Source organism: Microbacterium sp. G2-16M, assembly GCF_055809115.1.
Window position 1 is genome coordinate 1,084,767 of the sequence record NZ_CM147897.1, and the last position, 25,228, is coordinate 1,109,994.

The 25,228-nt window shown below is 67.8% G+C and carries 19 protein-coding genes; 6 read left to right on the forward strand and 13 right to left on the reverse strand.

What is annotated here, in order from left to right; genetic code table 11:
• Positions 1-81 precede the first annotated feature (81 nt).
• Positions 82-2,478 carry a CDP-glycerol glycerophosphotransferase family protein gene (locus tag AC0L6F_RS05320; RefSeq protein ID WP_473539442.1) on the forward strand — a complete coding sequence of 799 codons (2,397 nt, stop codon included), beginning with the start codon at positions 82-84 and terminating at the stop codon, positions 2,476-2,478.
• Here the strand turns inward: AC0L6F_RS05320 and AC0L6F_RS05325 are convergent.
• A complete protein-coding gene (locus tag AC0L6F_RS05325) occupies positions 2,429-3,868 on the reverse strand; it encodes a glycosyltransferase family 2 protein (protein WP_473539444.1) in 1,440 nt (479 codons plus the stop codon). The genes AC0L6F_RS05320 and AC0L6F_RS05325 overlap by 50 nt on opposite strands.
• Before the next feature lie 142 nt (positions 3,869-4,010).
• Here AC0L6F_RS05325 and AC0L6F_RS05330 point away from each other — a divergent pair, with 142 nt between their 5' ends.
• Together AC0L6F_RS05330 and AC0L6F_RS05335 are read left to right on the forward strand one after the other, a co-directional pair.
• Positions 4,011-5,414 carry an SDR family NAD(P)-dependent oxidoreductase gene (locus AC0L6F_RS05330; RefSeq protein WP_473539445.1) on the forward strand — a complete coding sequence of 468 codons (1,404 nt, stop codon included), beginning with the start codon at positions 4,011-4,013 and terminating at the stop codon, positions 5,412-5,414.
• Between the two features lie 122 nt (positions 5,415-5,536).
• Positions 5,537-7,147, forward strand: coding sequence for a glycosyltransferase family 61 protein (locus AC0L6F_RS05335; RefSeq protein ID WP_473539447.1), 1,611 nt, complete (start codon positions 5,537-5,539; stop codon positions 7,145-7,147).
• Positions 7,148-7,164: 17 nt separating this feature from the next.
• On the opposite strand, the gene AC0L6F_RS05340 is transcribed toward AC0L6F_RS05335, so the two are convergent.
• Positions 7,165-9,819, reverse strand: coding sequence for a CDP-glycerol:glycerophosphate glycerophosphotransferase (locus AC0L6F_RS05340; protein WP_473539448.1), 2,655 nt, complete (start codon positions 9,817-9,819; stop codon positions 7,165-7,167).
• 309 nt (positions 9,820-10,128) lie between these two features.
• Between AC0L6F_RS05340 and rfbA the strand changes: the two genes are divergently transcribed.
• From rfbA to AC0L6F_RS05355, 3 genes are all read left to right on the forward strand, one after another.
• Complete coding sequence (gene rfbA, locus AC0L6F_RS05345; protein WP_473539958.1) at positions 10,129-11,001, forward strand: glucose-1-phosphate thymidylyltransferase RfbA; 873 nt, start codon at positions 10,129-10,131, stop codon at positions 10,999-11,001.
• Positions 10,998-11,996: a dTDP-glucose 4,6-dehydratase gene (gene rfbB / locus AC0L6F_RS05350; protein ID WP_473539449.1), complete on the forward strand. Its 999-nt coding sequence runs from the start codon at positions 10,998-11,000 to the stop codon at positions 11,994-11,996. The genes rfbA and rfbB overlap by 4 nt, the downstream gene beginning before the upstream one ends.
• A 174-nt stretch (positions 11,997-12,170) precedes the next feature.
• Positions 12,171-13,580 carry a sugar nucleotide-binding protein gene (locus AC0L6F_RS05355; protein ID WP_473539450.1) on the forward strand — a complete coding sequence of 470 codons (1,410 nt, stop codon included), beginning with the start codon at positions 12,171-12,173 and terminating at the stop codon, positions 13,578-13,580.
• A 36-nt stretch (positions 13,581-13,616) separates the two neighbouring features.
• On the opposite strand, the gene AC0L6F_RS05360 is transcribed toward AC0L6F_RS05355, so the two are convergent.
• The 11 genes from AC0L6F_RS05360 to AC0L6F_RS05410 form a co-directional block, all read right to left on the reverse strand.
• Positions 13,617-14,426, reverse strand: coding sequence for a tyrosine-protein phosphatase (locus tag AC0L6F_RS05360; protein WP_473539451.1), 810 nt, complete (start codon positions 14,424-14,426; stop codon positions 13,617-13,619).
• A gap of 13 nt (positions 14,427-14,439) precedes the next feature.
• Positions 14,440-15,222: an acyltransferase gene (locus tag AC0L6F_RS05365; protein ID WP_473539452.1), complete on the reverse strand. Its 783-nt coding sequence runs from the start codon at positions 15,220-15,222 to the stop codon at positions 14,440-14,442.
• A gap of 82 nt (positions 15,223-15,304) precedes the next feature.
• A complete protein-coding gene (locus AC0L6F_RS05370; protein ID WP_473539454.1) occupies positions 15,305-16,051 on the reverse strand; it encodes an ABC transporter ATP-binding protein in 747 nt (248 codons plus the stop codon).
• Positions 16,051-16,926 (reverse strand): ABC transporter permease, encoded by an 876-nt coding sequence (locus AC0L6F_RS05375; RefSeq protein WP_473539455.1) that lies wholly within the window; start codon positions 16,924-16,926, stop codon positions 16,051-16,053. The genes AC0L6F_RS05370 and AC0L6F_RS05375 overlap by 1 nt, the downstream gene beginning before the upstream one ends.
• 122 nt (positions 16,927-17,048) lie before the next feature.
• Complete coding sequence (locus tag AC0L6F_RS05380) at positions 17,049-19,085, reverse strand: SH3 domain-containing protein (protein WP_473539456.1); 2,037 nt, start codon at positions 19,083-19,085, stop codon at positions 17,049-17,051.
• 222 nt (positions 19,086-19,307) lie between these two features.
• Positions 19,308-20,423, reverse strand: a complete 1,116-nt coding sequence (locus AC0L6F_RS05385) for a glycosyltransferase (RefSeq protein WP_473539457.1) — start codon at positions 20,421-20,423, stop codon at positions 19,308-19,310.
• A gap of 4 nt (positions 20,424-20,427) precedes the next feature.
• Positions 20,428-21,774, reverse strand: coding sequence for an LCP family protein (locus tag AC0L6F_RS05390; protein ID WP_473539959.1), 1,347 nt, complete (start codon positions 21,772-21,774; stop codon positions 20,428-20,430).
• Between the two features lie 71 nt (positions 21,775-21,845).
• Complete coding sequence (gene purE, locus AC0L6F_RS05395; RefSeq protein ID WP_473539960.1) at positions 21,846-22,313, reverse strand: 5-(carboxyamino)imidazole ribonucleotide mutase; 468 nt, start codon at positions 22,311-22,313, stop codon at positions 21,846-21,848.
• A gap of 190 nt (positions 22,314-22,503) precedes the next feature.
• Positions 22,504-23,640: a 5-(carboxyamino)imidazole ribonucleotide synthase gene (locus AC0L6F_RS05400; RefSeq protein WP_473539458.1), complete on the reverse strand. Its 1,137-nt coding sequence runs from the start codon at positions 23,638-23,640 to the stop codon at positions 22,504-22,506.
• Positions 23,641-23,705: 65 nt separating this feature from the next.
• Positions 23,706-24,257, reverse strand: a complete 552-nt coding sequence (locus AC0L6F_RS05405) for a PH domain-containing protein (protein ID WP_473539459.1) — start codon at positions 24,255-24,257, stop codon at positions 23,706-23,708.
• Positions 24,258-24,337: 80 nt separating this feature from the next.
• Positions 24,338-25,132 (reverse strand): biotin--[acetyl-CoA-carboxylase] ligase, encoded by a 795-nt coding sequence (locus AC0L6F_RS05410; protein ID WP_473539460.1) that lies wholly within the window; start codon positions 25,130-25,132, stop codon positions 24,338-24,340.
• Positions 25,133-25,228: the final 96 nt, after the last annotated feature.

Genomic DNA, 25,228 nt, shown 5'->3' on the forward strand with positions numbered 1-25,228 from the left:
GAGAGGCGCGCCCGTTCGGAGGACCGCATAGCCAAGTCACATAGAATCAGGCACTTCTGCACGCAGTCTGGAAGGAGTGAGATGCCGAGCCTGCGCAACCTGCTGCGTCGCAGCAGCTTCCTCCAGAAGTGGCGCGGGGCACCCTACTTCCTCACCTACAGCCTGTTCACCCGCCTCGCTCGGGTGAAGCCGAACCGAGTGGTGTTCCTCTCCGACTCGCGATCCGACTACTCCGGCAACATCCAGTCTCTGCGGGACGAGATTTGGCGACAGGATCCCGAGGCGGAGATCATCGGGATCTTCAAACCAAACCTGCGCGCGCGGCGCCCGGTCCGCGACATCCTGCGCCTTCCGTGGGTGACCGCGACGGCGCAGACCATCGTCCTCGACGACTTCTACCCGCTGATCTATCAGTTCCGGATCCGCCCCGAGTCACGGTTGCTGCAGGTGTGGCACGCTGCGGGTGCATTCAAGCGCGTCGGCCACAGCCGCGCGGGTCTGCCCGGGGGACCGATTCCCGGGTCGGTCATCCACCGCAACTACACAGACGCCACCGTCAGCAGCGAAGAGGTCCGCGGGAACTACGCCGAAGCGTATGGAATCGACATCTCGAGGGTGAAGCCCCTGGGGGTCCCCCGCACCGACGTGTTCTTCGATGATGCGACGGTCGCTGAGGCCAACCGAGAGGTGCGGGCCCGGTACGGGATCGGTGAGCACACGCGTATCGCCCTGTACGCACCGACGTTCCGTGGGAACGGGCAGCTGACCGCGACCTTCGACTACGACAGCGTCGACTGGGGCGGACTGGCCGAGAGCCTGGGCGACGACTGGGTAGTCGTGGTCAAGATGCACCCGTTCGTCGCACCTCTCAGCGTCGCGCGCCCCGGAGTCACCGGCATCATCGACGTCACCACCGACCGCGAGATCACCCAGCTGCTGATGGCGGCCGATGTGCTGGTCACCGACTACTCGTCGACCATTTTCGAGTACGCGCTCCTGCGCCGGCCGATCGTGTTCTTCTGCCCCGACCTGGAGCAGTACACGTCCGACCGCGATTTCTACTACCCGTTCACCGACTACGTCACCGGCCCGCTGGTGACCGACGCCGCTCGGCTCGCAGACGCGATCAGGACTGCGCGGCACGGAGAGACGCAGGAGCGCTTCGTCGAGTTCTTCATGGGGGCGTGCGACGGCCACTCCTCGGAGCGGATCACCCGCGAGCTCATCCTGACTCCGCGCGACGCCGGACGCCCTGAGGCCGCCGCGCCGGGCGGCAGCGCCGTGGAGCCCACCCGGGCATCCGGCTCGATGGGCCTGCGGCTGCTGGTCGCCCACGCTGCACGGATCGGGCTGAACATCGCCTATGCGCCACTGCGCATGCTGCCGCGCCGCCGCAAGGTCGTGATGATCAGCCGCGAGCACGAGACGGTGCCGAACGACTTCGTGGATCTCACCGCAGCGATCCGGCGCGCCGATCCGAGCGTGCGCGTGGTGACGCTCGTGCGAATGGTGCCGCCGGGGTACCTCGCCAAGATCGGCTACTCGTTCCACATGCTGGCGCAGCTCTATCACGTCGCCACCTCTCGGGTGCTCGTGATCGACACGTACGCGATGGTCGCGAGCCTGCTGCGGCACGGCCCGGGGCTCACCGTCGTGCAGATCTGGCACGCGCTCGGTGCGTTCAAGAAGTTCGGCCTCAGCATCCTCGATCACGAAGAGGGTCGCGATCGTCGGCTGGCGCACGCCATGCGGATGCACCACGGGTACGACGTCGTGCTCGCGAGCGGACCGGAGTGCCGCCCCGCGTTCGCCGATGCGTTCGGGACGAGCGTTGACAACGTCGCGGTGGCGCCGCTGCCGCGCGTCGATCGGCTCCTCGACCCGCAGCGCTCCGAAGCCGCCCGTGCCCGCATCCACGACGTTCATCCCCACCTGCGCACTGCGCGTGTGGCGGTCTTCGCGCCGACGTTCCGGCTCGACGGCACCGTGACCGTGGATGCCGCGGCGCTCACCGCGGCGCTTGCGGAGATCGGCGTCCACCTGGTGGTGAAGGTCCACCCGCTCATGCCCGTGGATTTCGATCCGACCGTGGACACGGCGCCCGGCTTCTCGACGCAGGAGCTGCTGCAGGTGGCCGACCTGTTCATCACCGACTATTCGTCGGCGCTGTACGAAGCGGCCGTGCTCGGCGTCCCGTGCTACTTCCTCGCACCCGACCTCGACGAGTACATCGCGTCGCGTGACTTCTACCTCGACTACCGTCGCGATCTGCCCGGACCGATCGTCCGCGACATCCCTGCGTTGGCGGCGGCGATCGACGCCGGCACAGGAACTCGGGAAGCAACCCAGGCATTCGCCGCACGGTGGGTCCAGGTCTCGACACCCGCGACGACGACGACGCCGTGCGCAGACTCGATCGCGGGTCTGCTCATCGATGCCGTAGACGGCGGACCAACCGCTGCACGCGGCGGCGCGTGAGCCGCAGATCCCAGAGCAGGCGCTGCCAGCGCGAGCCGATCGGACCCGGCACCGGCTTCCACACCCGGACCTCGCCGGCGCGGGCCGGCACGGCCCGGCGGAGCTGACCGAACTGTCGACGACGGTGGCGGTCCTGCTGCTGCGCACCGGTGTCGCCGGATGTGCGCTCCACGATCGATCGATACTCCGCATCGGCGAACGCCCAGCGGGCTGCCGGCGCAGGCGCCTCCCAGCGGTGGAGCAGCCGCTGACCGAAGTAGTCGGGAGTGCTGACGGCGGGCTCGACGACGAGGATCTCGTCGTGCGGACCGTGCAGTTCCACCGCTGCCGGGTCGGCGACGGGAATCGTCAGCACGTCCCGGCTGTCGCGATAGGCGCCCACCCAGGCCGGAATCGACCGGCCCGCGAGACGCTGCAGCAGCAGGCGGGACTCCATCGGCAGCGCGGTCGCGTCGTACTCGAAGAGGCGCTGCTCGGTCACGTGGCGCGCACAGGCGGCGAGCGCGTCGAGGGCCGCCGCGCGTCCGGCGTCATCGAGCACGGCCGCATACCCCTCGCTGGTCAGCTGAAGCGGCAGGATCCATTGGCATTCGTAGAGGAACATCGACTGGAGCCATCCGGGCACGGCCCCGCGGGCGGCGGCGCGTTCCAGGATCCCCCGATAGCCGTCGCGGAAGCGCTCGATGTACGTGTCCGGGTCGCTCCGGAACCGGTCGACCGCCGAGTCACCGCTGGCCCGCTTGCGATACACGTATCGTGCATCCGCCACCAGCCCGAGCACCGGATCGGGGATGTCGAGGAGGAACTCGGCGACGAACAGCGCGTCCTCGGACGCGTGCAGTCCCGAGCGGAACAGTAGGCCGCGATCGAGAATGTCCCGCCGCCGGAAGAAGGCCGAGGCCACGTTCAGTTGGAAGAAGTCCGGGTTCGTCGCCATCGGCACGCAGCGATCGCCCGCCATGAAGCGGAACTTCAGCGCGTGCACATCCCGGGTCTCGGTCTCGGGCTCGCGGAGCCGCACCAGACGGGTGGATGCGATCGTGACCTGCTCGCCGTGCCGTGCGAGGAAGCGCGAGACACGCCGGAAGTAGTCGGGGGCGACGTAGTCGTCGGAGTCGGGGAACGTCACCCATTCGCCGCGAGCCGCGCGAAGGCCGGCGTTGCGTGCCGCGCTGACGCCGGCGTTGTCCTGGCGGATCACGCGACCGTCGATCCCCGATCGCTCGAGCCACTCCTGCGCCATGGCTCCGGACCCGTCGGGAGAGCCATCGTCGACGAAGATCACCTCGAGCCGGTACCCGCCGGGCTTCTGCGCAGACAGACTGACGAGCAGATCGGGCAGGTACTTCTCCACGCGGTAGAGAGGGATGACTGCGCTCAACGGGATCATGGCTCATCGATCCTATGCGTGACAGCCCTCGCGGCGCCGCCGTCTCCGTGAACGGTCCCAGCGGGTGAACCGTAGGATATGGGCGGACGCCGCACACGGCGGCGCATCCTAAAGACTCATGAATCCCACGAGGTATCGACACGTGAGTGACAGCACCCGCACGGTGGCAGTCGTCCTGGCCGGCGGCATCGGCGTCCGCGTCGGCCTCGGCATTCCGAAGCAGCTCATCCGCATCGCGGGCAAGGCGATCGTCGAGCACACGCTCGAAGCGGTGCAGGCCAGCGATGACGTGGACGAGATCATCGTGATGATGAACCCGGGAGCGATCGCGGAGCTCGATCATCTGAAGGACGACGCGAGGTTCCCGAAGCTCACGCGCATCCTGCCGGGAGGGGCGACGCGCAACGACACCACCGAACTCGCGATCGCGGCGCTGGAAGGCGACGATCTGAAGGTGCTGTTCCACGATGCGGTGCGTCCGTTCATCGACAGTCGGATCATCCATGACTGTGTGAACGCGCTTGACCGCTACGACGCGGTCGACACCGCCATCCCCTCGGCAGACACCATCATCGAGGTCGACGGAAACGGTCTGGTCTCGGGCATCCCCGCCCGCTCGATGCTCCGTCGCGGGCAGACCCCGCAGGCCTTTCGTCTGCGCACCATCCGCGAGGCTTACGCGATCGCCCGTCGCGATCCGGACTTCCACGCGACCGACGACTGCGGGGTCGTCTTCACGTACCTTCCCGACGTGCCGATCTTCGTCGTCGAAGGCACAGCCGAGAACATGAAGGTCACCGAACCCATCGACGTCCACATCGCAGACAAGCTCTTCCAGCTGCAGTCGGCGAGCCTGTCCCTCGAGGGTATGGGCACCCTGCCCGATCTTTCCGGCAAGGGCGTCGTCGTGTTCGGCGGAAGCTACGGGATCGGTGCCAGCATCGTCCGACTCGCGCAGGATGCGGGCGCGAGCGTCGTCGAGTTCAGCCGTTCGACAACAGGGACGGATGTCACCTCAGCCAAGCATGTGCGGAAGGCGCTGGCGAGAGCCGCCGACGAGCTGGGACGAATCGACGCCGTTGTGATCACCGCGGGGGTGCTGCAGATCGCGCCGTTGATCGACACGAAGAAGAGCGAACTCAAGAGGACGATCCAGACCAACCTCACCGCTCCCGCGCTGGTGTGTCGCGAGGCGTACCGCTACCTGGCACAGACGCAGGGGCAGGTGATCCTGTTCACGTCGAGTTCGTACACCCGAGGACGCGCGAACTACAGCACGTACTCGGCGACGAAGGCCGGTGTCGTCAACCTCACCCAGGCGCTCTCCGAGGAGTGGGCCGACAGCGGCGTGCGGATCAACTGCATCAACCCCCAGCGCACGGCAACGCCCATGCGCACGGCGGCGTTCGGAGACGAGCCGAGCGGGACGCTGCTCGACCCCGACGAAGTGGCACGGGTGACCACCCACGTGATCGGTGCGGACCTGACCGGTCAGGTCGTGACCGTCGAGGTCGCCGCCATGGCGTCGCTCCGAGATCCGTCATGACCCGCCCCTCGCGTCGCGCCCTGGGGTACCTCCTCTGGCGGTGGCGACGGCGCCCGTCGACGGCGTCCGCCCCAGATCGCATCCGCGATCTTCTCCCGCCCTCTGCCCGCCGCGTCCGCCGGGTGGTCGTGATCGCCGATCGCCCTTCACGCTGGCGGGTCCAACGGTGGCTTCGCACGTTCTTCACCGACGACGTCACCGTGTACGCAACCGGTTTCGCGCCGAGCCGCACCCGTCAACCCGGCGTGCACGTTCATCGACTCGCGTCGCCTGACCGCATCGCGGCTTCGATGCGCGACGCGCCGCCACCGGACATCATCATCGATGTTCGCCGCCCGACGGACGAGGGAGACTCGGTCGCGCTCTGGCGCGCTGTATACCCGCATCTGGCCGCGAACGGCTTGTACGTCCACCATCGTCCCCGCACCCAAGGCCGCGAGATTGTGTCCGGCTGGGCCGGCGTGGTCGAGGGGCGCCTGCCGTCCCAACCGACGACCGGGCCGCTGGCGGACGACCTCATCTCCGCGACCTCACAGGTCGAAGGGATCGACTCCTACGCGGTGCACACGAAGGCGAGAGCCCACTATCTGAAGGTGCCGGAGCGGCGGATCGCTTCTCTCGCCACGCGCACGCCACGCGTGTCCATCGACCTGATCGATACGCGGCCGGGCGCTCATGTCACCGCGACAGCCGCGGTGCGCACGAACACGCCGAATCCTTCCGTCGAGAATCTGCACACCGAGTTGGACACCCCCGAGATCACGATGCGCCACTATCGCGGACGCATCCGCGTGCTCAGCCACATGGCATGGGTGCACGATCAGACGCTCCTGCCGCCGTCGTTCCGATTTCCGACCGAGGCGGTGCCGAGCACCGTCCTCGCCCCGGATGTCACGCCCGACTTCGTATCGATCCCGGCGAGATTCGATGGCCCGGTGCCCCTTCTCCGCGGCCCGATCTACGACCTGACCACGGCCTACCACGGGCACTTCGGCCATTTCATCACCGAGGTTCCGGCCAAGCTGTGGGGGTGGGATGAGGCGAAGAGACGTCTTCCCGACCTCCGGGCGATCGTCCGCATACCGCCGGGCTACCAGCCCACATATGAGCGGGAACTGCTGCTCGCATACGGGCTCGACGAGCACGACGTGGTCTGGCAGCCGGCTCCCGCCGAAGTCGATTCGCTCGTCGCCTGCACTGTCCTGTGGCAGAACCACGAACCGTTCTGGTTCCATCCGATGATCCGCGAGGTGTGGGCACGCCTCCGGAAGGGGCTCGTCGATGCGGACCGGACCGCAGCCGGCCGAAAGCTGTTCGTGTCCCGTCGCCCCGGCATGGTGCACCGCGACTGCCGGAATGCGCCGGCCGTGGAAGAGCTCTTCCGTGAGCACGGCTTCGAAGTGATCTTCCCGGAAGACCACACGCTCCGTACCCAGGCCGAGCTCTTCGCGGATGCCCGGGTGGTGGCGGGATTCGGCGGGTCGGCGATGTTCAACGTGCTCTTCGCAGAGAAGCTGCAGGCGATGATCGTCCTGAACCACGAAGCCTATGCAGCCCGGAATGAGCAGCTCTATGCCATGGGCCTCGGCGCCGAGCTCCACTATTTCTGGAGCGCACCGGACCGCATTCAGGCCGGGGTGACATTTGATCCACGTGCATATCACTCGGCTTGGGAGTTCGACTTCGAACGGAACGAGCAGGCACTGCGCGAGACGCTTCGCGCCCTCGGGTGACTCCCGCGCCAGACGCGTCAGCCGGCGACATCCACCGCCCAGGAGTCCTTGGGCGCTGCCGTGAGCCGCTCGTCAAGCGGGCGCACGCGTCGTGCCTCGAGCATCGCTTCGAACACCCGCCGGCAGTTCTCGCCGTCGCGTACGGGAAACGTCTGGCTCATGCGCGCGGCGTACACGCCGTCGACCGTTCCCGAAAGCGCATCGTCCACCGCAGCCACCGCCGCATCGGCGTCCGTCGTGACGGGCCCGAATCCGTCGCGTTCGTAGTCGAAGTACGCCGGGCGTTCGGTGTGGCTGGTGAAGTACTCGTCACGGTCGAACTGGAAGTACACGATCGGTCGCTGGATGTACGCCATGTTGAACGCCGTGGAGGAGTAGTCGGTGACGAGCACGCGAGCGCGCACGATCATCTCGCGCACATCGACGTCGTCGTAGGACACCACCCGCACGTCCGCGGGAAGATCGAAGCGATCCAGGTAGGCGTGCATGTTCGGGTGGGGCATGAAGACGATCTGCGAACCGGTCCTCCGGGCGGCCTCCGCCAGGCGCGGTGAGCGGAAGAATGCCGCGAGCTGCTGGGCGTAGGGCGTGTCGGCGAAGCCGTCCACTGCCCGGCGTCCACGCGAGGAGCCGACCATGCCGGTGACGAGGTAGTCGCGCCAGGTCGGCATGACGAGGACCATGTCGCGCTCCTCGTCCGGAACGGCGGCGTCCTGTCGGAGGAGGGCATCGAACCGTGGAAGCCCGGCCAGACGCGTCTCTTTCGCGCCATAACGGAAGGCTGAGCGTCCCACGATGTAGTCGTACTCGCCCTGTGTGGAGGTGATGAACGTCGAGATCGGCTTCGGGTTCAGCCAGTCGGAGATATCACCCTTGATCACGCCGTGCTGGAGGAAGGTGAAGGTCCACGCGTACCGCCCCAGGCGCTTCGGAATCGGATCGGTGATAAACCGGTCCGCATGGCTCGATGCCACATGTTCCGCTGAGAGCAGCAACCGCGCGAACTCGGGCGACGCGTAGTCTACGAGTCGCACGCCCTCCGCTTCGAGCCGCGCCCAGTCGGGAGACTCCCTTCGGATCGCGAACCATGAGTTGATCTCGGGATGGTTCTGCGCCACCCACTTGTACAGGATCTCCGCACTGTCGTTTGCGTCGACATCGCGATCGATGAAGACCCATGCCCGCGCGAACTTCGCCGGGGCGAGAGGCATCGCCCCCCAGGCGGTCCGCACGCGGTTGAGCGCCTCTCGAGGACGAACACGCCGGATCAGCACGGCACCCGCTTCGCGTACCGTCAGCCCGGCACGCCGTCGCAGCCGGCGGTACGTCGACAGACCGGACGCCGACGGAACGGACTTGCGGGTGGCGCTGGCGATCCGCTCCGCGATCACCTCTGGGGTCGCCGCAGCGAAGCCCGCGCGCTTCTGCCGAACGAGGATCGGCACCTCCACGCCGTCCAGCGAGAGCATCAGGCGGGGTGTGATGGTCGTCCAGATCGTGCGCTGGTAGACGATCGGACGCCCCGCGAACTCGAGAGCCCAGTCCTTGGTGTAGCGGGGCGCGTGGCGCTCCCCGTCGACGAGCAGCTGCTCGCCGTGCGGCTCGTCGCCGCGATAGCGGTAGTTGAGTGCGATGAGACCGCGCGTGGGATCTATCCGTCCGAGGTGAACCGTCCCATGCCCGCCGCCGCGCTTGAGAAGGATGAGTGCGTCCTTCATCCAATCCGAGACCGCCATGGCGTTGAATCCTCGGATGAGATCCTCGTCGAGATGGCGGGTGATCTCGGGGAGCAGCTCGTCGAGCTCCCGGTACATGCTCTCGGGGAAGCGGGCGCGGCGCACCACGCCGCCCTGCGACGCTCGGAACAGCCAGAGCAGGTCGTAGATGATGAGCATCTGCGCCCAGGCCGGGAGGACTCCGTCGGCGGCCTCGACGACATCGAGATAGCCATAGCGAATGGTGTCGGTGTATTTCGCGGGAGTGGTCGCATTGCTTTGCACCACCGACGAGGCATCTGCGCGCTGGCGATAGAAGTAATCGGCGTGCGCCGCGAGTGCGACGCGAGGGCGGTCGAATCCGAGCAGGTAGCGCGAGACGAAGTTCCCATCTTCAAACCGCAACCGCAGGTTCTCGCGGAACCGCAGTCCACGGGCTTCGATGATGTCGCGGCGGAAGAACCCCGTGGTGACGTGGGCCTGAATCGTCTGTGGCTCTTCGCTGAGGTCGACGATCCGCGTGCCGTCGGTGAACCGACGGGCGAGCGCGTGGTTGTCACGGACGATGCCCGCGCCCTCGTCCGCCTCGTGCCACATCTTGATACGGGCAGTCACCATCGCGACCGCTCGAGTTCCGTCTTCCGAGGTGAGGATCGCCGCGTCTCGGAAGTAGTGGTTCGAGACACGGTCGTCGGGATCGGGGAATGTCACCCACTCACCGATCGCGTGCGCGAGCCCGAAATTGCGGGCGCTCGCCTGGCCGCCGTTTTCCTTACGGAGGACGCGGACTGTCCGCGGGTGCCGACGAGCGAACTCCGCTGCCACCTCGGCTGTGTCATCCGTCGATCCATCATCAACCAGGATGACGTCGAGCTCGTCGATGCCGATGGACTGACGTTCGAGCGACTCGAAGAAGTCAGGCAGATACGCCGCGACGTTGTACATCGGCGTGATCACAGAGAAACGTGGTGCTACTGCTGTCACTGTCTCATTCGTCCTGTCGTTCGCCCATCACAGTCCCCACGGGCGATGATCCAGTCTAGAGATGTCGAGCTTGTGGGAACGCTGTGGATTCTCTCGGCATCGTGGAATTGAGCGTCAGTGACGCTCTTCTCCGCGTCGCCGACAGCATCTCTCTTCGCCCCAGCCCGATCGGCCCCTGTGAGAACCCGTGCATGGACTTCAGCGTTCGGCCCACCGCCCAAGTCGCTCCGTCCCTTCGCGCGCCCTCGATCAGCGGCGTCCCTCTCTGCCAAGATGGCTCATGTGAAGGGCATAATTCTCGCTGGGGGTTCGGGGACACGGCTTCACCCGATCACTCTGGGCGTCTCCAAGCAGCTGATCCCGGTGTACGACAAGCCGATGGTCTATTACCCGCTGTCAACGCTCATGCTCGCCGGCATCCGCGACATCCTCGTCATCACCACCCCGCACGATGCGCCGTTCTTCCAACGGCTGCTGGGTGACGGGTCGCAGTTCGGGGTCACGCTGACCTTCGCCGAGCAGCCGTCACCCGACGGGCTGGCGCAGGCGTTCACGATCGGCGCCGACTTCATCGGCGACGAGAAGGTCGCCCTCGTGCTGGGCGACAACCTGCTGTATGGGCCGCGCCTCGGCCGGCAGCTCAAGCGATTCGCCGAGGTCGACGGCGGCGCCGTCTTCGCATACTGGGTGTCGCAGCCCGAGGCATACGGCGTCGTCGAATTCGACGGCGACGGACGGGCGATCTCTCTCGAGGAGAAGCCCGCGCAGCCCAAGAGCAACTACGCCGTTCCCGGGCTCTACTTCTACGACAACGACGTGATCGAGATCGCCCGGGGCCTGAAGCCCAGCCCGCGCGGTGAGTATGAGATCACCGACGTGAACCGCGCATACCTTGAGCGGGACGCGCTGCAGGTCGAGGTGCTCCCCCGTGGCACCGCCTGGCTCGACACCGGCACGTTCGACCAGATGACCGACGCCGGCGACTACGTCCGCACGATGGAGCGCCGCACCGGCATGAAGATCGGGTGCCCCGAAGAGATCGCGTGGCGGCAGGGATTCCTGTCGGACGTCCAGCTGCAGGACCGTGCCGAGAGTCTGGTGAAGTCCGGCTACGGCTCGTACCTGCTCGACCTGCTCAAGAGAGGACGCTCATGAGCCGCCTGCTCGTCACCGGCGGGGCCGGGTTCATCGGATCGAACTTCGTGCACCACGTGATCGAGCACACCGACCATCACGTCACCGTGCTCGACAAGCTCACGTACGCCGGCAACCGCGCGTCGCTGGCCGGCCTGCCCGATGACCGGTTCGCGTTCGTGCAGGGCGACATCGCCGATGCCGCGCTGGTGGACGAACTCTTCGCGCAGACGGATGCGGTGGTCCACTACGCCGCGGAATCGCACAACGACAACTCGCTGCACGACCCGCGTCCGTTCCTCGACACGAACATCGTCGGCACGTACACCCTGCTCGAGGCCGCCCGTCGCCACGGCACGCGGCTGCATCACATCTCCACCGACGAGGTCTACGGCGACCTCGCACTGGATGACCCGGACCGGTTCACCGAGCAGACCCCGTACAACCCGTCATCGCCGTACTCGTCGACCAAGGCCGGCTCTGACCTGCTCGTACGCGCGTGGGTGCGCTCGTTCGGCGTGCAGGCGACGATCTCGAACTGCTCGAACAACTACGGCCCATACCAGCACGTCGAGAAGTTCATCCCCCGCCAGATCACGAACGTGATCCGCGGCATCCGGCCGAAGCTCTACGGCGCGGGCCTGAACGTGCGCGACTGGATCCATGCCGACGACCACTCGTCGGCGGTGCTGACGATCCTCGACAAGGGCCGCAACGGCGAGACCTACCTCATCGGCGCCGACGGCGAGAAGGACAACAAGGCGGTGATCGAGCTCATCCTCACCCAGATGGGGCGGGATGCCGACGCCTACGACCATGTCACCGACCGAGCCGGGCACGACCTGCGCTACGCGATCGACTCCACCAAGCTGCGCGAAGAACTCGGCTGGCTGCCGCGCTTTCAGGATTTCGAGGCGGGTCTGGCCGCCACGATCGACTGGTACCGCGCGAACGAGGCGTGGTGGGCGCCCGCGAAGGACGCCACCGAGGCGTTCTACGCCTCGAAGGGGCAGTGATGATCACGTCGACCGGCCCTTCCTCTCGCTTCGCTCGCTCAGGGACCTGGAGCCCGCGATGACCGGCCCTTCCTCTCGCTTCGCTCGCTCAGGGACCTGGCTGGTTCCTCGCTTCGCTCGCTCAGGGACCTGGCTGGTTCCTCGCTTCGCTCGCTCAGGGACCTGGAACTCACGATGACCGAATACGGCAAGCCGCTGCGCGCGACGCCCACGCCCATCCCCGGCCTCGTCGTCTGGGACCTGCCGGTCCACGGCGACAGCCGCGGCTGGTTCAAGGAGAACTGGCAGCACGAGAAGATGACGGCGGCCGGGCTGCCCGACTTCGGGCCGGTGCAGAACAACATCTCGTTCAACGATGCGGTCGGCACGACCCGCGGCATCCACGCCGAGCCGTGGGACAAGTGGGTGTCGCTGGCCACCGGCCGCATCTTCGGCGCCTGGGTCGACCTGCGTGACGGCCCCACGTTCGGCGCGGTCTTCACCTGCGAACTCGACCCGTCACGGGCGATCTTCGTTCCGCGCGGCGTCGGCAATGCGTACCAGACCCTCGAGGCCGACACCGCCTACACCTACCTCGTCAACGACCACTGGTCGCCCGATGCGTCATACACGTTCCTGAACCTGGCCGACGAGACGGCAGCGATCGACTGGCCGATTCCGCTGGCCGACGCCGAGCTCTCGGCGAAGGATGCCGCGCACCCCCGCCTCGCCGAGGTCACCCCGGTGCCGCCGCGAAAGACGCTCGTCATCGGGGCGAGCGGCCAGCTCGGCCGCGCCCTCCACGCCGAGTTCGGCGATGCGGCACACGTCGAATATGCGACGCGCGCCGATCTCGACCTGTCGTCCCCCGACCTCGCCACCGCCCGACGTTGGCGCGAGTACGACACGATCATCAACGCAGGCGCCTACACCGCCGTGGACGGCGCCGAGACGGCGTCAGGACGCTCCGACGCGTGGGCCGCCAACGTCACCGGCGTGGCGGCGCTCGCGCAGATCGCGACCGACAACCAGTTGACCCTGGTCCACATCTCCAGCGACTACGTGTTCGACGGGACGCTGGACCGGCCGTATCGCGAAGACGATGCCATCAGCCCGCTCGGCGCCTACGGGCAGACCAAGGCCGCCGGCGACGCGCTGGTCTCGGCCGTGCGCCGGCACTACATCGTGCGGACCTCGTGGGTGATCGGCGAGGGCAAGAACTTCGTGCGCACCATGGCCTCACTCGCTGAGCGCGGCGTCGACCCGAAGGTCGTGGACGATCAGATCGGACGCCTGACCTTCACCGAAGACCTGGCCCGCGGCATCCGCCACCTGCTGACCCGGCGACCCGCCTACGGGACGTACAACCTGACCGGGTGCGGAGACCCCGCCAGCTGGGCCGACGTCGCCCGACGGGTGTTCGAGCTCACCGGCCACGATCCCGCGCGGGTCACCGGAGTGAGCACGGACGAGTACTTCGCGTCGGCGAACGCACCGGTCGCGCCGAGGCCGCGCAACAGCCGGCTCGACCTCGACCGTCTCGAGGGAACCGGGTTCAGCCCCGCGGAGGCCGACGAGCGCCTGCGTGCGTATCTCGGCACCTGAGCCCACCAGCACCCCGCCTGCCGCATCGGACCGAGGCTATGCAGCCCGGAGCACCCGCCTCAGTTCGTCGATCTCGGCGTCGGTCAGGCCGCCGGTGCGGAGGTAGCCCGCGACATCGCCGTGCTCGGACTCGATCCAGTCCAGTGCCGTTTCGATCGCGGATGCCGGGGATTCGGTCGCCAGCGTCTTCAGCCGTGGTGTGAGGGGAACACCGAGAGTCGTGATCAGCGCGGTGAGCGTGTCTGCGAGACCGCCCGCCAGGTTCGTGCCGGTCTGCACATAGTCCGCGACGATGACATCGCGCGCCGCGCCGGCGACCAGCAGAAGCAGCGCCGCCGCCAGTCCGGTTCGATCCTTGCCCGCGGTGCAGTGGAACAGAACGCCGGGGCGATCGGTGCCCGACGCCGCCACGACCACGCGCCCGATCTCGGCGAACTGCGTCGCACTGCCGTCGAGGATCGCCACATACAGATCCTCGAGCGTGGGCACCTGATCCACGACCAGCGCGATCTGCTCCTCGGACAGTCCGACATCGTCGGTGGAGGGCATCAGCTTCTGCACCAGCTCGTCCATCGCGCCACCCTGCACGGGCAGCGAGACCAGTCGCACGCTGCCGTCGGCCGGCAGCCGGTCAGCTGCCCGGGCCCGCTCGGCATCGGTGCGCAGATCGATGACCGTGCCGATCCGATGATCGGCAAGGGCCTGCTGGCCCCCATCCGTCAGACCGGAGAGGGCATCTGCCCGATACAGGATCCCGGATGCCAGGACGCCACCGCCTGCCGTCGGCAATCCGCCCAGTCCACGCGAGTTGTACGTCCCCTGCAGGAAGGAAGTGGAACCGGTCACCAGAGGCCCTCCATCACGTCCGTGATCTCCGCCGCTCTCTCAGTCGGATCCACTCGCGCCCGAGCCGACGGCGCACCCGAGCCGCGAATGTCCGCTTCTCGGGAGCTCCATTTTCGACCGTCAGATTCCAGTACTTCGACCTCTTGATGGACGACGCATTCGGCTTATAGAAGGGAGCGTCCACGCCGAGATGGATGCGCTCCCAGGCGATGTGCTTCCGGATCACCCTGGCCGGCGAGCCCACCGCGACGACGTTGTTGGGGATCTTGCGCGTGACGATGCTTCCGGCGCCGATCACACTTCCCTCGCCGATCGACGCTCCGCCGAGGACAATCGCGCCGGACCCCAGCCAGACATGGTTGCCGATGCGGATGGTCCGTGCCCGATTGACGCGTTCGCCGCTGCGAACGTCGAAAATGGGGTGGCCGTCGTCCGCCCGCACCTGGTTCTGGCTCGCGAACATCACGTCGTTGCCGATGATGACGGACACGCCCTCGACGGCCGAGATCGTGATCCCGGACGTGGACGAGACGTTGTCGCCGATCTCGACCGTGGCATCCTCACCGACGCGAATGCCGCCTGAAAACGGTCGACTGCGAGGATTTGCACCGAGCGCGAACGTCCCGTTGTTGCTGTTGAAGTCGACCTTCAGGCCCGGCGCGCTCGCCTTCGCGTGAATCCGTGCCACATTGTTCTTGCCGCGGAAGGTGATCTTCACTGTGTCGATGACGGGACCGTCGTATTCGATGCGATTGCCATCGTCATCTTCGTACGGGGCAAGAGAGACAGTGATCACGGGTTCCAATGTGGCTCTGGGACGCTACGGAGTGCCAGCCTATCGAACGGACAACAGGCCGATTGCGAACCGTGCGGCGTGCCTAGCTCTGATCAAGGACCTGCAACGCGTCGTCGATCGGGCCGTCGAAGATGACCTCGCCCTTGCGGATGACGATCCCGCGGCTGCAGAGTTCTTTGACCTGACCTGCGCTGTGGCTGACGATCATCATCGTGATGCCCTGCTCAGCCATCTCTTTCAGCTTCGCATTGCACTTGGCACGGAACGGCGCGTCACCCACGGCGAGCACTTCGTCCACCAGGAGCACGTCCAGTTCGACGTGGATCGCGACGCTGAACGCGAGACGCATGAACATGCCCGACGAATAGTGTTTGACCTCTTGATCGATGAACTCGCCGATCTCGCTGAACGCGACGATCTCGTCGAAGCGCTCTTTGGTCTCCTTCTCGCTCATGCCGAGGATGGCCGCGTTCAGGAAGACGTTCTCACGTCCCGTGAGATCGGGATGGAAGCCCGCACCGACCTCGATCAGACCGGCGACGCGGCCTCGGGTGAGAACACGTCCTTCATCCGGACCCATCACGCCGGAGACCATCTTCAAGGTCGTGGACTTGCCCGAACCATTCAGGCCCATCACCGCGACGGATTCGCCCTCGTTGATGCTGAACGTGACGTCCTTCAACGCCTGGAACTGCTGTGCCCGGACGGGCTGATGCTTCACCCAGTTGATGAACGTCTCTTTGAACGAGCGCGTGGAGCGCTTGTTGAACCATTTCGAGACATGCTCGAGAACGATGGCGGGCTGTTGCGTGGTGGTATGCGCGCGCATCACAGATCCTGGGCGAAAGTGCGCTCGAAGCGGCGGAAGACGAGCTGGCCGAGCGCCAGAGCGACGATGATCACGCCGATGGCGGCGGCGATGTTCCAGCCGAAGTCGGGGGGCCACCCGAATCGCGCGGTCTCGGGGACGATGGGCGACCACATCGCCTCATGGAACATCTCGACCGCGACCGTGATGGGGTTGCTCATGTAGATATCGAAGATCCAGGGGTAGTGGTGGGCGCGATCATGCACCATCACCCAGGTGTACATGATGGGCGACGCCCAGGTCGCGATGGTCCGGATGATCTCGATGAAGTTCTGCGCGTCTCGGAACCGGACGTTGATGGCAGAGAAGAGCAGCCCGACGCCCAGAACGAACAGGATCACGATGAGCAGACCGGCCAGAAGGAGACCGACAGAGGCGAAGGTCGGCACCCATCCGAACAGGATGCACACGAGCAGAAGCACCGCGAGCTGCGGAAGGAAGTGGATGAACGAGCCGACCACGGCGGAGATCGGAAACAGCTCTCGGGGGAGATAGATCTTCCGGACGAGCGCCTTGTTGTCCACAATCGCGCGGGTCGTGGCGCCGATCGCCTCGTTGAAGAGGTTGACGACGACGAGCCCGGAGAACAGGTAGATGGGGAAGGAGTCGATCCCCCGCTTGAACCCCATGATCTCGCCGACGACAAGGAAATAGACGAGGAACTGGACGGTCGGTCGCACGTATGACCAGAGCCAGCCGAGCACGGAGTTGCGGTAGCGCAGCGAAGTCGTCTTGCTGATCAGCAGGCGCAGGAGGTAGCGGTACCGGAAGACATCCAGCAGGCCCCTGCCGCGCCCAGGCGTATCGAAGGCGCTCTTATCGAGTGTGTTTGTCACGGGTATGTGTCCTAGCGGCCTCGTGAGTCCGCTCCGGGCCATCCGCAATCTTAGTGGAGTCCTGTCTGTAAACCGGCTGGGGCAGAACAGACCCCGCGTGTCTCCCGCGCCAGCCGGCTGTATCACTTCAGATACGCGTTCGACACCCATCCGGTCTTGGAGCCGTACTTCACCTGGCTCCAGGTTCCGCTCTTCTTCACAATGGTCACCTTCGCGCCGCGCGGCAGGACTGTGACGATCTTCGCCGACATGCTGCCGCTCGTGCGCAGGTTCAGCGCGGCCACCGTCGTCTGCGTCTTCGAGGCTGATGCGGCCGGCTTCGAAGCGGAGGAAGACGTGCTGGTCAGGTAGGCGTTCGCGACCCACCCGGTCTTCGAGCCGTACTTGACCTGGCTCCAGCTGCCGCTCTTCTTCAGCACGGTGACCTTCGCGCCCCGCGGCAGCGTCATCGCGATCTTGGCCGACAGGCTCGCGCTCGTGCGCAGGTTCAGAGCCGCGATGGTCTTCTGCGCGGTCGAGGAAGGCGTCGACGGCTTCGCGGACGACGAGGCCGCCGAGCTGGTCAGGTAGGCGTTCGCGACCCAGCCGGTCCTCGTGCCGTACTTGACGTGGCTCCAACTGCCGCTCTTCTTCAGCACGGTGACCTTGGCGCCGCGCGGCATCGTGGTCACGATCTTGGCCGACAGACTCGCACTCGTGCGCAGATTCAGCGCGACGGATACGTACTTGGTCGTGGTCGCTGGGGTCGTCGGCTTCGGAGCCGGTTTGGGCGACGTCGTGGGCTTCGGCGACGTGGTCGGCTTCGGCGTGGAGGCGGGCTTCTCCAGCGCAAGATAGTCGCTGTGCGCCCACAGAGTCTTGGTGCCCACCTTCAACCGCCACCAGACGCCAGACGTACCGGTCCGCGCATACTTCTGACCCTGTTTGAGCGTCTGCACGCCGGTGGCGCAGTCCGTGCTCGGGGCGGTCCGTGCATTGAGCGCCGCCACAGTGACGACCGCTGTGCCCGACGCGCTCGCTACGCTGGCCGGCTGCGCGCACCCCACCGACGCGGGCGTTCCGCTGCCAGAGGTGCTGCCACTGCCGGTCTTGAGATACTCGCTGACCACCCACAGCGTCGAGCTGCCGACCTTGATGTGCGACCACGCCCCGTAAACTCCGGTGACGGTCACCTTCGTCCCCTTGTCGAGGGTCTTCATGCCACTGCCGCACAGCGTGGTCGGTGCCTTGCGCGCGTTCAGCGACTGCACGTTCACCGTGGCGGCCGCGCTGCGGGTGGCGACATCCGCCGTCGCCGGCACCGTGCAGGAGCCCACCTGGGCGGGTGCGCCCTTCGAGCTGGACGAGCCGGGGGCGAACCAGCTCACGTAGTAGTTGTAGAAGTTGCGGTTGCCGTATGTGGAGCACTTGTCACCCGTGCCGTAGCCGGCAGCGAGGGCCGCGATATTCGGACGGTACGGGGTGTAGTTGTAGAGATTCGCCGTGGCCTGGTTCTTGATGTAGACCTTCGACGTGCCGCAGGACGAGCTCGGCGCCCACTTGATCGTGTTGTACTGCTTGGCGCGATACCCGAACGAGGCGGGGTATTTCGTGTAGATCTGCATCTGCCGGGCACCCAGGTAGACCTGGTTCCAGAGTCCCGCCGCCGCGGCCGAGCAACCGGCAGGCGTGTCGGGGCACGACTGGCCCATGGCGTGCTCGATGTTCCAGTCGCTGGGCTTGCTCGAGGTGACCAGGCCCTGCTCCTTCTGCAACATGACGAGGATGACCTTCGGATTGATCCCGCACGCGGTGGCGGTGCGGTAGATCATCCGGGCGGCGGTCGCATTCTTCTCCCCCGCCACCGCCTTGCAATAGCTGTCGGCCTTACGCGCCTTCAGATCGCCCCGATAGTTCTTCAAGCACGTCGCACCACTGGCACAGGAGGCCTTGCCGTTCAGGAACGTCTGGATCTGCGCCTCGGTCATCGAGTTCGACTTGTAGAACTCGGCGTCTGAGATGAAGTATCCGCCGTCGACGATCGTCCCCGGCAGCTCGGCCGCCTGCGCCTTGGGTGCAGGCGACACTGCGGTGAGCACTGCCGCGGCCACGAAGGCGGCCAGCATCAGGATGAGCCAGCGCCAGCGCGCGGACAGGATCGGGTGACTGCGAGCGAACATGTGAACATTGTGGCGGATGTGACGGATGATTACCACCCGGAACCGAGAATTGGTTTTGCGACACGCCGAATGCGACGTGTTCACAGTGTCGGCAGGAGGGCGTGAACGGGGGTCGGCGGCGTTTCGTCTCGGTCGCTTCGCTCCCTCGCTCAACGAGCTGTGAGAGGGGCGGCACTCCCTCGCTCAACGAGCTGTGGGGTCGCCAACGACGCGCGAAGGCGCTCAGAGGTCGGCGTGCAGCTGCCAGACGCGATCGGCGGCACCGCGCCAGGAGAACGCACGACCGCGGTCGCCGGCGAGCACGCCGAGCCGCTCGAGCCCGGCGACGGATGCCAGCGCCCCGCGGATCCCGTCTTCCAGGGCTTCGACATCCTGCCGATCGTCCGTCGCCTCGCCGACGACACTGCCCCCATCGAAGATCACCTCGCGGTGATCGGCCGAGGCGGCGGCCACGACCGGCACCCCCATGGCCATCGCCTCGACCACGCGCCAGGGGAAGGCGGAGCGTCGGGTCGGGGCGATCAGCAGCGTCGTCGCGTCCAGGACGGCGGCGCGGTCCGCGGCATCCATGCCCACGGGCACGTGCATCCGGTGTTCGCCGATGCCGGCCGCGGCGGCCAGGTCGACGATGGCCGGCTCCTGCCCCTCCTGCGCGTCGAGCACGACGATGGGCAGGTCGGCTCCGGATGCCGCCACCGCGCGGAATCCCGTCGTGAGCGCGGCAGAGGGTGCGGCATCCCCCACGAGCACGATCACGGCCTCCGGGACGCCGAGGGTGCGCCGCCGGCCGACCGCATCGGTGGGCGGCGTGAACCCCGTGGGCGCGGCACCCGTGATCACCCGGATGCGTCCGCCGAGGTCGACGATGCCGGCCAGTCGCTCGGCCATGGCGTGTGTGGGCACGACGACCGCATCGGCGTGCTTGCGCACGCGCCGCAGCATCGCCTTCGACCAGGTCTGCGCCGGGCGGGTCAGCTCGTCGGGGTGCTCCCACGCCAGCAGGTCCCACAGGGTGACCACGGTCTGATCGTGATCGTTCACCCGGTCGTGCCGCGACAGCGGTGCGAGCAGCGTCGGCGAGTGGATCAGTCCCCCGCCCACGCCCGCGGTGACGCCCAGCTGCCAGGCCGCCGCGAGCTCTCGCCGCGCCATGCCCAGCCGCCGCACCTCGGCGAGGCCCGCCATGTCGAACGGCCCGGACGGGACGATCGCCCCGACGTCGCAGCCGGCCGGTGCCGCCTGCACCAGCGCGTGCGCGAGCTCGCGCGAGGCCATGGCCAGATCGGGGTCGGTCGGGCCGACCAGCTGGTCGAGCACGACCCGCAGCAGCACGCTCACAGGCTCATCCCTTCGGCGACGACGACGGAGTCGGCGGATGCAGCGCCTTATGCACCAGGGTATGCACGTACTCGACGTCCGGCGTGGTCTGGTCGATCTGCTGGGCGGGTGTCAGCTCGATCGTCGTGACCTTGTGCCCCTTCGACTTGATCGCGAGGTCGGTGAAGTACCCCAGCATCGAGGACGGGATGTCGGTCTTGACCAGGTGCTCCCCCGCCTTCGCGATGTCTTCGAACCGGCTGAGCACGGTCGCCGGGGTGAACTGCTTCAGGATCGCCTCCTGCAGCTGCCGCTGCCGCTTCATGCGGTCCCAGTCGCTCGTCGTCTTGCGCGAACGGGCATACCACTGGGCGGTCTTGCCGTCCATGTGCTGCTTGCCCTTCTCGATCCAGCCCGTCGCCCACTGGTCGACCGGCTGCCCTTCGTACTTCGGCCCGCCGCCTTCGGGCAGGCGCTCGGTCACCGTGATGTCGACACCGCCGAGCGCGTCGACCAGGGCGGCGAAGCCGGCCATATCGATGAACGCGTAGTACGGGATGTCGATGCCCAGCAGTCCCTCCGCGGCATCCTTCGTCGCCTCGACGCCGGGGGTCGACCCGTTCTTCTCGGCGTCCGGATAGATCTTGCTGCCGTCACGGCAGACGTCCAGCTCGGTGTTGAGCTGGTTGATGGCGCCCGTCCAGCCGCAGGTCGCGCTGCCGTGCCCGGTGTGCACGTCGGGGTACAGCGCGTGCATCGGGCTGTCCTTCGGGAACGGGAAGCCTTCGAGATCGCGCGGGATGCCGGTGATGATCACCCGCCCGGTGTCGGCGTTGACCGAGACCACCGAGATCGAGTCGAACCGCATCGAGTCGCGGCCCTTCCCGCTGTCGGCCCCCAGCAGCAGGATGTTGTAGTAGCCGTCGGACGGGTCCACGGCCGGGCCGGACGCGCTGAAGATGCTGCCCAGCGCGCTGCGCGCGGCATCCGTCACCCGCACCGCGTAGGCGGCCGTCCCGCCGGCGACCACCAGCATCCCCACCGACAGCACGGCGATCGCGACCCGGGCGCGCGGTCCGGTCTTGACCAGGCGCACCAGGCGCAGCGTGTCGATCGTGAGGATGATCCACAGCACGACGTACAGCACCAGCAGCGCCTCGACGGCGAGCAGCACGATCGGGTTGGTGACGATGGTGAGGAATCCGGATCGCCACAGCAGCGCGCCCAGCAGGGCCAGGATAAGCAGCACCCACATCACGAGGGTCGCGCCCAGGCCGAATCGGCCGAGGCGACGGTTGCCGGCGACCGCCTGCGCCGAGCCGGGGATCAGGAAGTTCAGGATCACCAGCCACCACCCGCGCCGGGTCATCATCGGGGTCGATGACGCGTCCGGATACCGGATCGGCCGCTCCTCGATGAGGTGGCGGCCGGCGGTGGCCGCCGTCACAGAGACTCCTTGAGCCGGTGGTTCTTCAGCTCGACCTGTGCGTGCAGCTCTCGTGCGTACGCCTCGACGCGATCGGCGAGGGCAGGGTCGGATGCCGCGAGGATGCGCGCCGCGAGCAGCCCGGCGTTCTTCGCCCCGCCGATCGACACGGTCGCGACCGGGATGCCGGCCGGCATCTGGACGATGCTCAGCAGCGAGTCCATCCCGTCGAGGGTGGCCAGCGGCACGGGCACGCCGATCACCGGAAGCGCCGTCACCGAGGCGAGCATGCCGGGCAGGTGGGCGGCGCCGCCGGCGCCGGCGATGATCACCTTCAGGCCGCGCGCACGAGCGGAACGCCCGTATTCGATCAGCTTGTCCGGCGTGCGGTGGGCCGACACCACCTCGACCTCGTGCGGGATCTCGAAGTCGGTCAGCGCCTGGGAGGCGTCACTCATGACCCGCCAGTCCGAGTCGGAGCCCATGACGACTCCGACGAGGGGCGAGGCGGACGAATGCAGCGGCTCGGTCACCCGACAAGGGTAGGGCGCCCGCCTGGAAGATCCCCGCAACGGCGCGGTTCTTCATGGCGAACCGGCGGGATGGGCGGACCGGCCTGCCCGCCGCGGGGCTGCCGTCCGGGGCTCGCGGCACCCCGACCGAGCACAGCCGCACTCAGCTCGTGAAGAACTCCGCGGCGGCGCGGGCGTCGTAGACCGCGTCGTCCAGGTCATCGCCCACGGCGGTGACGTGGCCGACCTTGCGACCGGGCCGCGGATCCTTGCCGTAGGTGTGCACCTTCACGTCCGGGTGGGCCTGGAAGACGCGCGCGAACGGCTCGTCCATGCGGCCGGAGGACGGCCCGCCCAGGATGTTCACCATGACCGCCCACGGCTGCCGCGGCGTGGCATCGCCCAGCGGCAGGTCCAGCACCGCGCGCAGATGCTGCTCGAACTGGCCGGTGACCGCGCCGTCCTGCGACCAGTGCCCGGAGTTGTGCGGCCGCATCGCCAGCTCGTTGACCAGCACCCGGTCATCGGTCGTCTCGAACAGCTCGACCGCCAGCATCCCGGTCACGCCCAGCCCCTCGGCCAGCCCCGTGCCGACCTCGGCCGCGGCGTTGGCGAGCCGCGCGGTCAGATGGGGCGCGGGCGCGAAGACCTCGGCGCACACACCCTCGCGCTGCACGGTCTCGACGACCGGATAGGCGCGCATCGGGCCGGACGGCCGACGCGCCACCTGCTGCGACAGCTCGCGCCGGAAGTCGACGAGCTCCTCGACCAGCAGCGCCCCGCCGCGCGCGTCCTCGGCCAGGCTCGCGAACCAGTCCTCGGCCTCGGCCGCGACGCGGACGACACGCACACCCTTGCCGTCGTAGCCGCCGCGCGGGGTCTTCACGACCGCCCGGCCGCCGTGGCCGTCCAGGAACTGCTGGAGCTGCGCCGGCTCGGATGCCGCCGCCCAGTCGGGCTGCGGCATCCCGAGCTCGTCCAGCCGTGCGCGCATGAGCAGCTTGTCCTGCGCGTACTGCAGGGCATCGGGACCGGGCCGCACGGCGATGCCGGCATCGACCAGGCCGCGCAGCACCTCCTGCGGCACGTGCTCGTGGTCGAACGTGACGACGTCGACGTCGCGCGCGAAGGCGAGCACCGTCTCGAGGTCGCGGTAGTCGCCGACGGCGGTCGCCGCCAGCTTCGCGGACATGCCCTCCTGCTCGGCGAGGACCGACAGCTCGATCCCGAGCTCGACCGCCGGAGCGATCATCATCCGCGCCAACTGGCCACCACCGACGACTCCGACTCGCAGGGACATCCCGCTCCTTTCGTCCGGTCCATTCTCGCGCACGCCGGGCGCCCGTGTCGGCGCCGCCGCGACGGTCAGGTCGACGAGGCGAGCGGGATCGAGGTCGCGTCGCGGTGCGCAAGGATCTGGTTGACCTCGACCTGGTCGACGAGCGCCTCGTGCACGAGCGCGACGCTGGGCACGTTCTTCAGCTGCATCGGGTGGTCCACGCCGTCCGAGAGGGTGAGGGTGCCCACGCCCCAGAGACGCTGGAGGATGCCGCGGCGCACGGTGATGGTGTACCCGCGCACATGCTCGAGATCGCGGCGTCGCACGCGCAGGATGCCGCGGCGCTCGATGATCCGTCGGGTGGTGAGCGTGTAGACGTGCGCCCACCAGGCCAGGAACGGCAGCAGGACGAGGAAGAACACGACCACCGCGGCGCCGGCAGCCAGCATCCAATTCTCGAAGGGCGACGGCAGGTTGCTCCAGAAGTAGCCGACGGCGCCGGCGACGGCGATGAGCACGAGGGCCGACCAGATGAGGCGACGCGCGTGCGGCCGGAACCGCGCCACCCGCAGCTCGGGCGTGGGCGAGCCCGGAGCGGGCGCGAATGGCCGCCCCCCGATGCTCGTCGGCTGCGTCATGCCCCCATTCTGGCCGCCGCCGCCGACATCGCCCGCATCCGCGCGGGATGTCGGCGGGTCGGGCGTGGGTCGGTTCGCGATCAGAGCGGGGCGGTGCCGCGCACGTGCACGACATCACCGGCCGAGACCGCGATCTCGGTCGCGCCCGACTGCACCACGAGCCGGCCCTCGTCGTCGAGCCGCTGCGCGCGCCCCTCGAGCGTCGAGCCGTCGGGCATCGACACCCGCACGTCCGCGCCGATCGTCGCGCACAGCGCCTCGACCTCGCCGCGCACCCCGGCCTCGGCCGCGCGTCCGCCGCTGCGGGCCAGCGCGGTCAGCTGCTCGTCCAGCGCCACGAGGTAGTCGGCCAGCAGCCGGTCCTCATCCACGGTGCGGCCGATGGCGGCGAACGAGGTCGCGGTGACCACGGGCAGGTCGACCCGGGCCATGGTCGTGTTGATCCCCGATCCGATGACCACGGCATCCGGGGCGACGACCTCGGCGAGGATGCCGCAGATCTTGCCCCCGTCCACGAGCACGTCGTTCGGCCATTTCAGCGCCGCCGAATGCCCCGAGCCGCCCAGCTGCGCGCGGACGGCGCGGGTCATCGCCGCCCCCGCGATCAGCGGGATCCAGCCGCGCGCGGCGGGCGGGACATCCGCCACCCGCACCAGCACCGAGACGGCCAGGGCGGTCCCCGGCGGCGCCGTCCAGGAGCGGTCGAGCCGGCCGCGACCGGCGCGCTGATCGTGCGTCAGCAGGAGGGACAGGTGCGGCCACCCCAGCGGATCCGCCGCGACGGCGGCCGCGACATCCGCGTTCGTCGACCCGGTCGAGGAGCGCACCTGCACCCGGGGACTGACCGCGGCGGTCCGCGGATATGCCTCAGTCATGGCATCACCCTACGGGGCATCGGCCGCACGCGGAGCCGCCGCGCGGCGGGGCGGGACGGGCCGGAGACAGAGGAGGTCCACAGGGGATCGGGCAAC

Bases quoted from the DNA above. Each gene is read 5' to 3' on its own strand.
- AC0L6F_RS05320 (WP_473539442.1), top strand. From the start codon at position 82: ATGCCGAGCCTGCGCAACCTGCTGCGTCGCAGCAGCTTCCTCCAGAAG.
- AC0L6F_RS05325 (WP_473539444.1), bottom strand. From the start codon at position 3,868: ATGATCCCGTTGAGCGCAGTCATCCCTCTCTACCGCGTGGAGAAGTAC.
- rfbB (WP_473539449.1), top strand. From the start codon at position 10,998: ATGAGCCGCCTGCTCGTCACCGGCGGGGCCGGGTTCATCGGATCGAAC.
- AC0L6F_RS05355 (WP_473539450.1), top strand. From the start codon at position 12,171: ATGACCGAATACGGCAAGCCGCTGCGCGCGACGCCCACGCCCATCCCC.
- AC0L6F_RS05370 (WP_473539454.1), bottom strand. From the start codon at position 16,051: ATGCGCGCGCATACCACCACGCAACAGCCCGCCATCGTTCTCGAGCAT.
- AC0L6F_RS05380 (WP_473539456.1), bottom strand. From the start codon at position 19,085: ATGTTCGCTCGCAGTCACCCGATCCTGTCCGCGCGCTGGCGCTGGCTC.
- AC0L6F_RS05390 (WP_473539959.1), bottom strand. From the start codon at position 21,774: ATGATGACCCGGCGCGGGTGGTGGCTGGTGATCCTGAACTTCCTGATC.
- purE (WP_473539960.1), bottom strand. From the start codon at position 22,313: ATGGGCTCCGACTCGGACTGGCGGGTCATGAGTGACGCCTCCCAGGCG.
- AC0L6F_RS05400 (WP_473539458.1), bottom strand. From the start codon at position 23,640: ATGTCCCTGCGAGTCGGAGTCGTCGGTGGTGGCCAGTTGGCGCGGATG.
- AC0L6F_RS05405 (WP_473539459.1), bottom strand. From the start codon at position 24,257: ATGACGCAGCCGACGAGCATCGGGGGGCGGCCATTCGCGCCCGCTCCG.
- AC0L6F_RS05410 (WP_473539460.1), bottom strand. From the start codon at position 25,132: ATGACTGAGGCATATCCGCGGACCGCCGCGGTCAGTCCCCGGGTGCAG.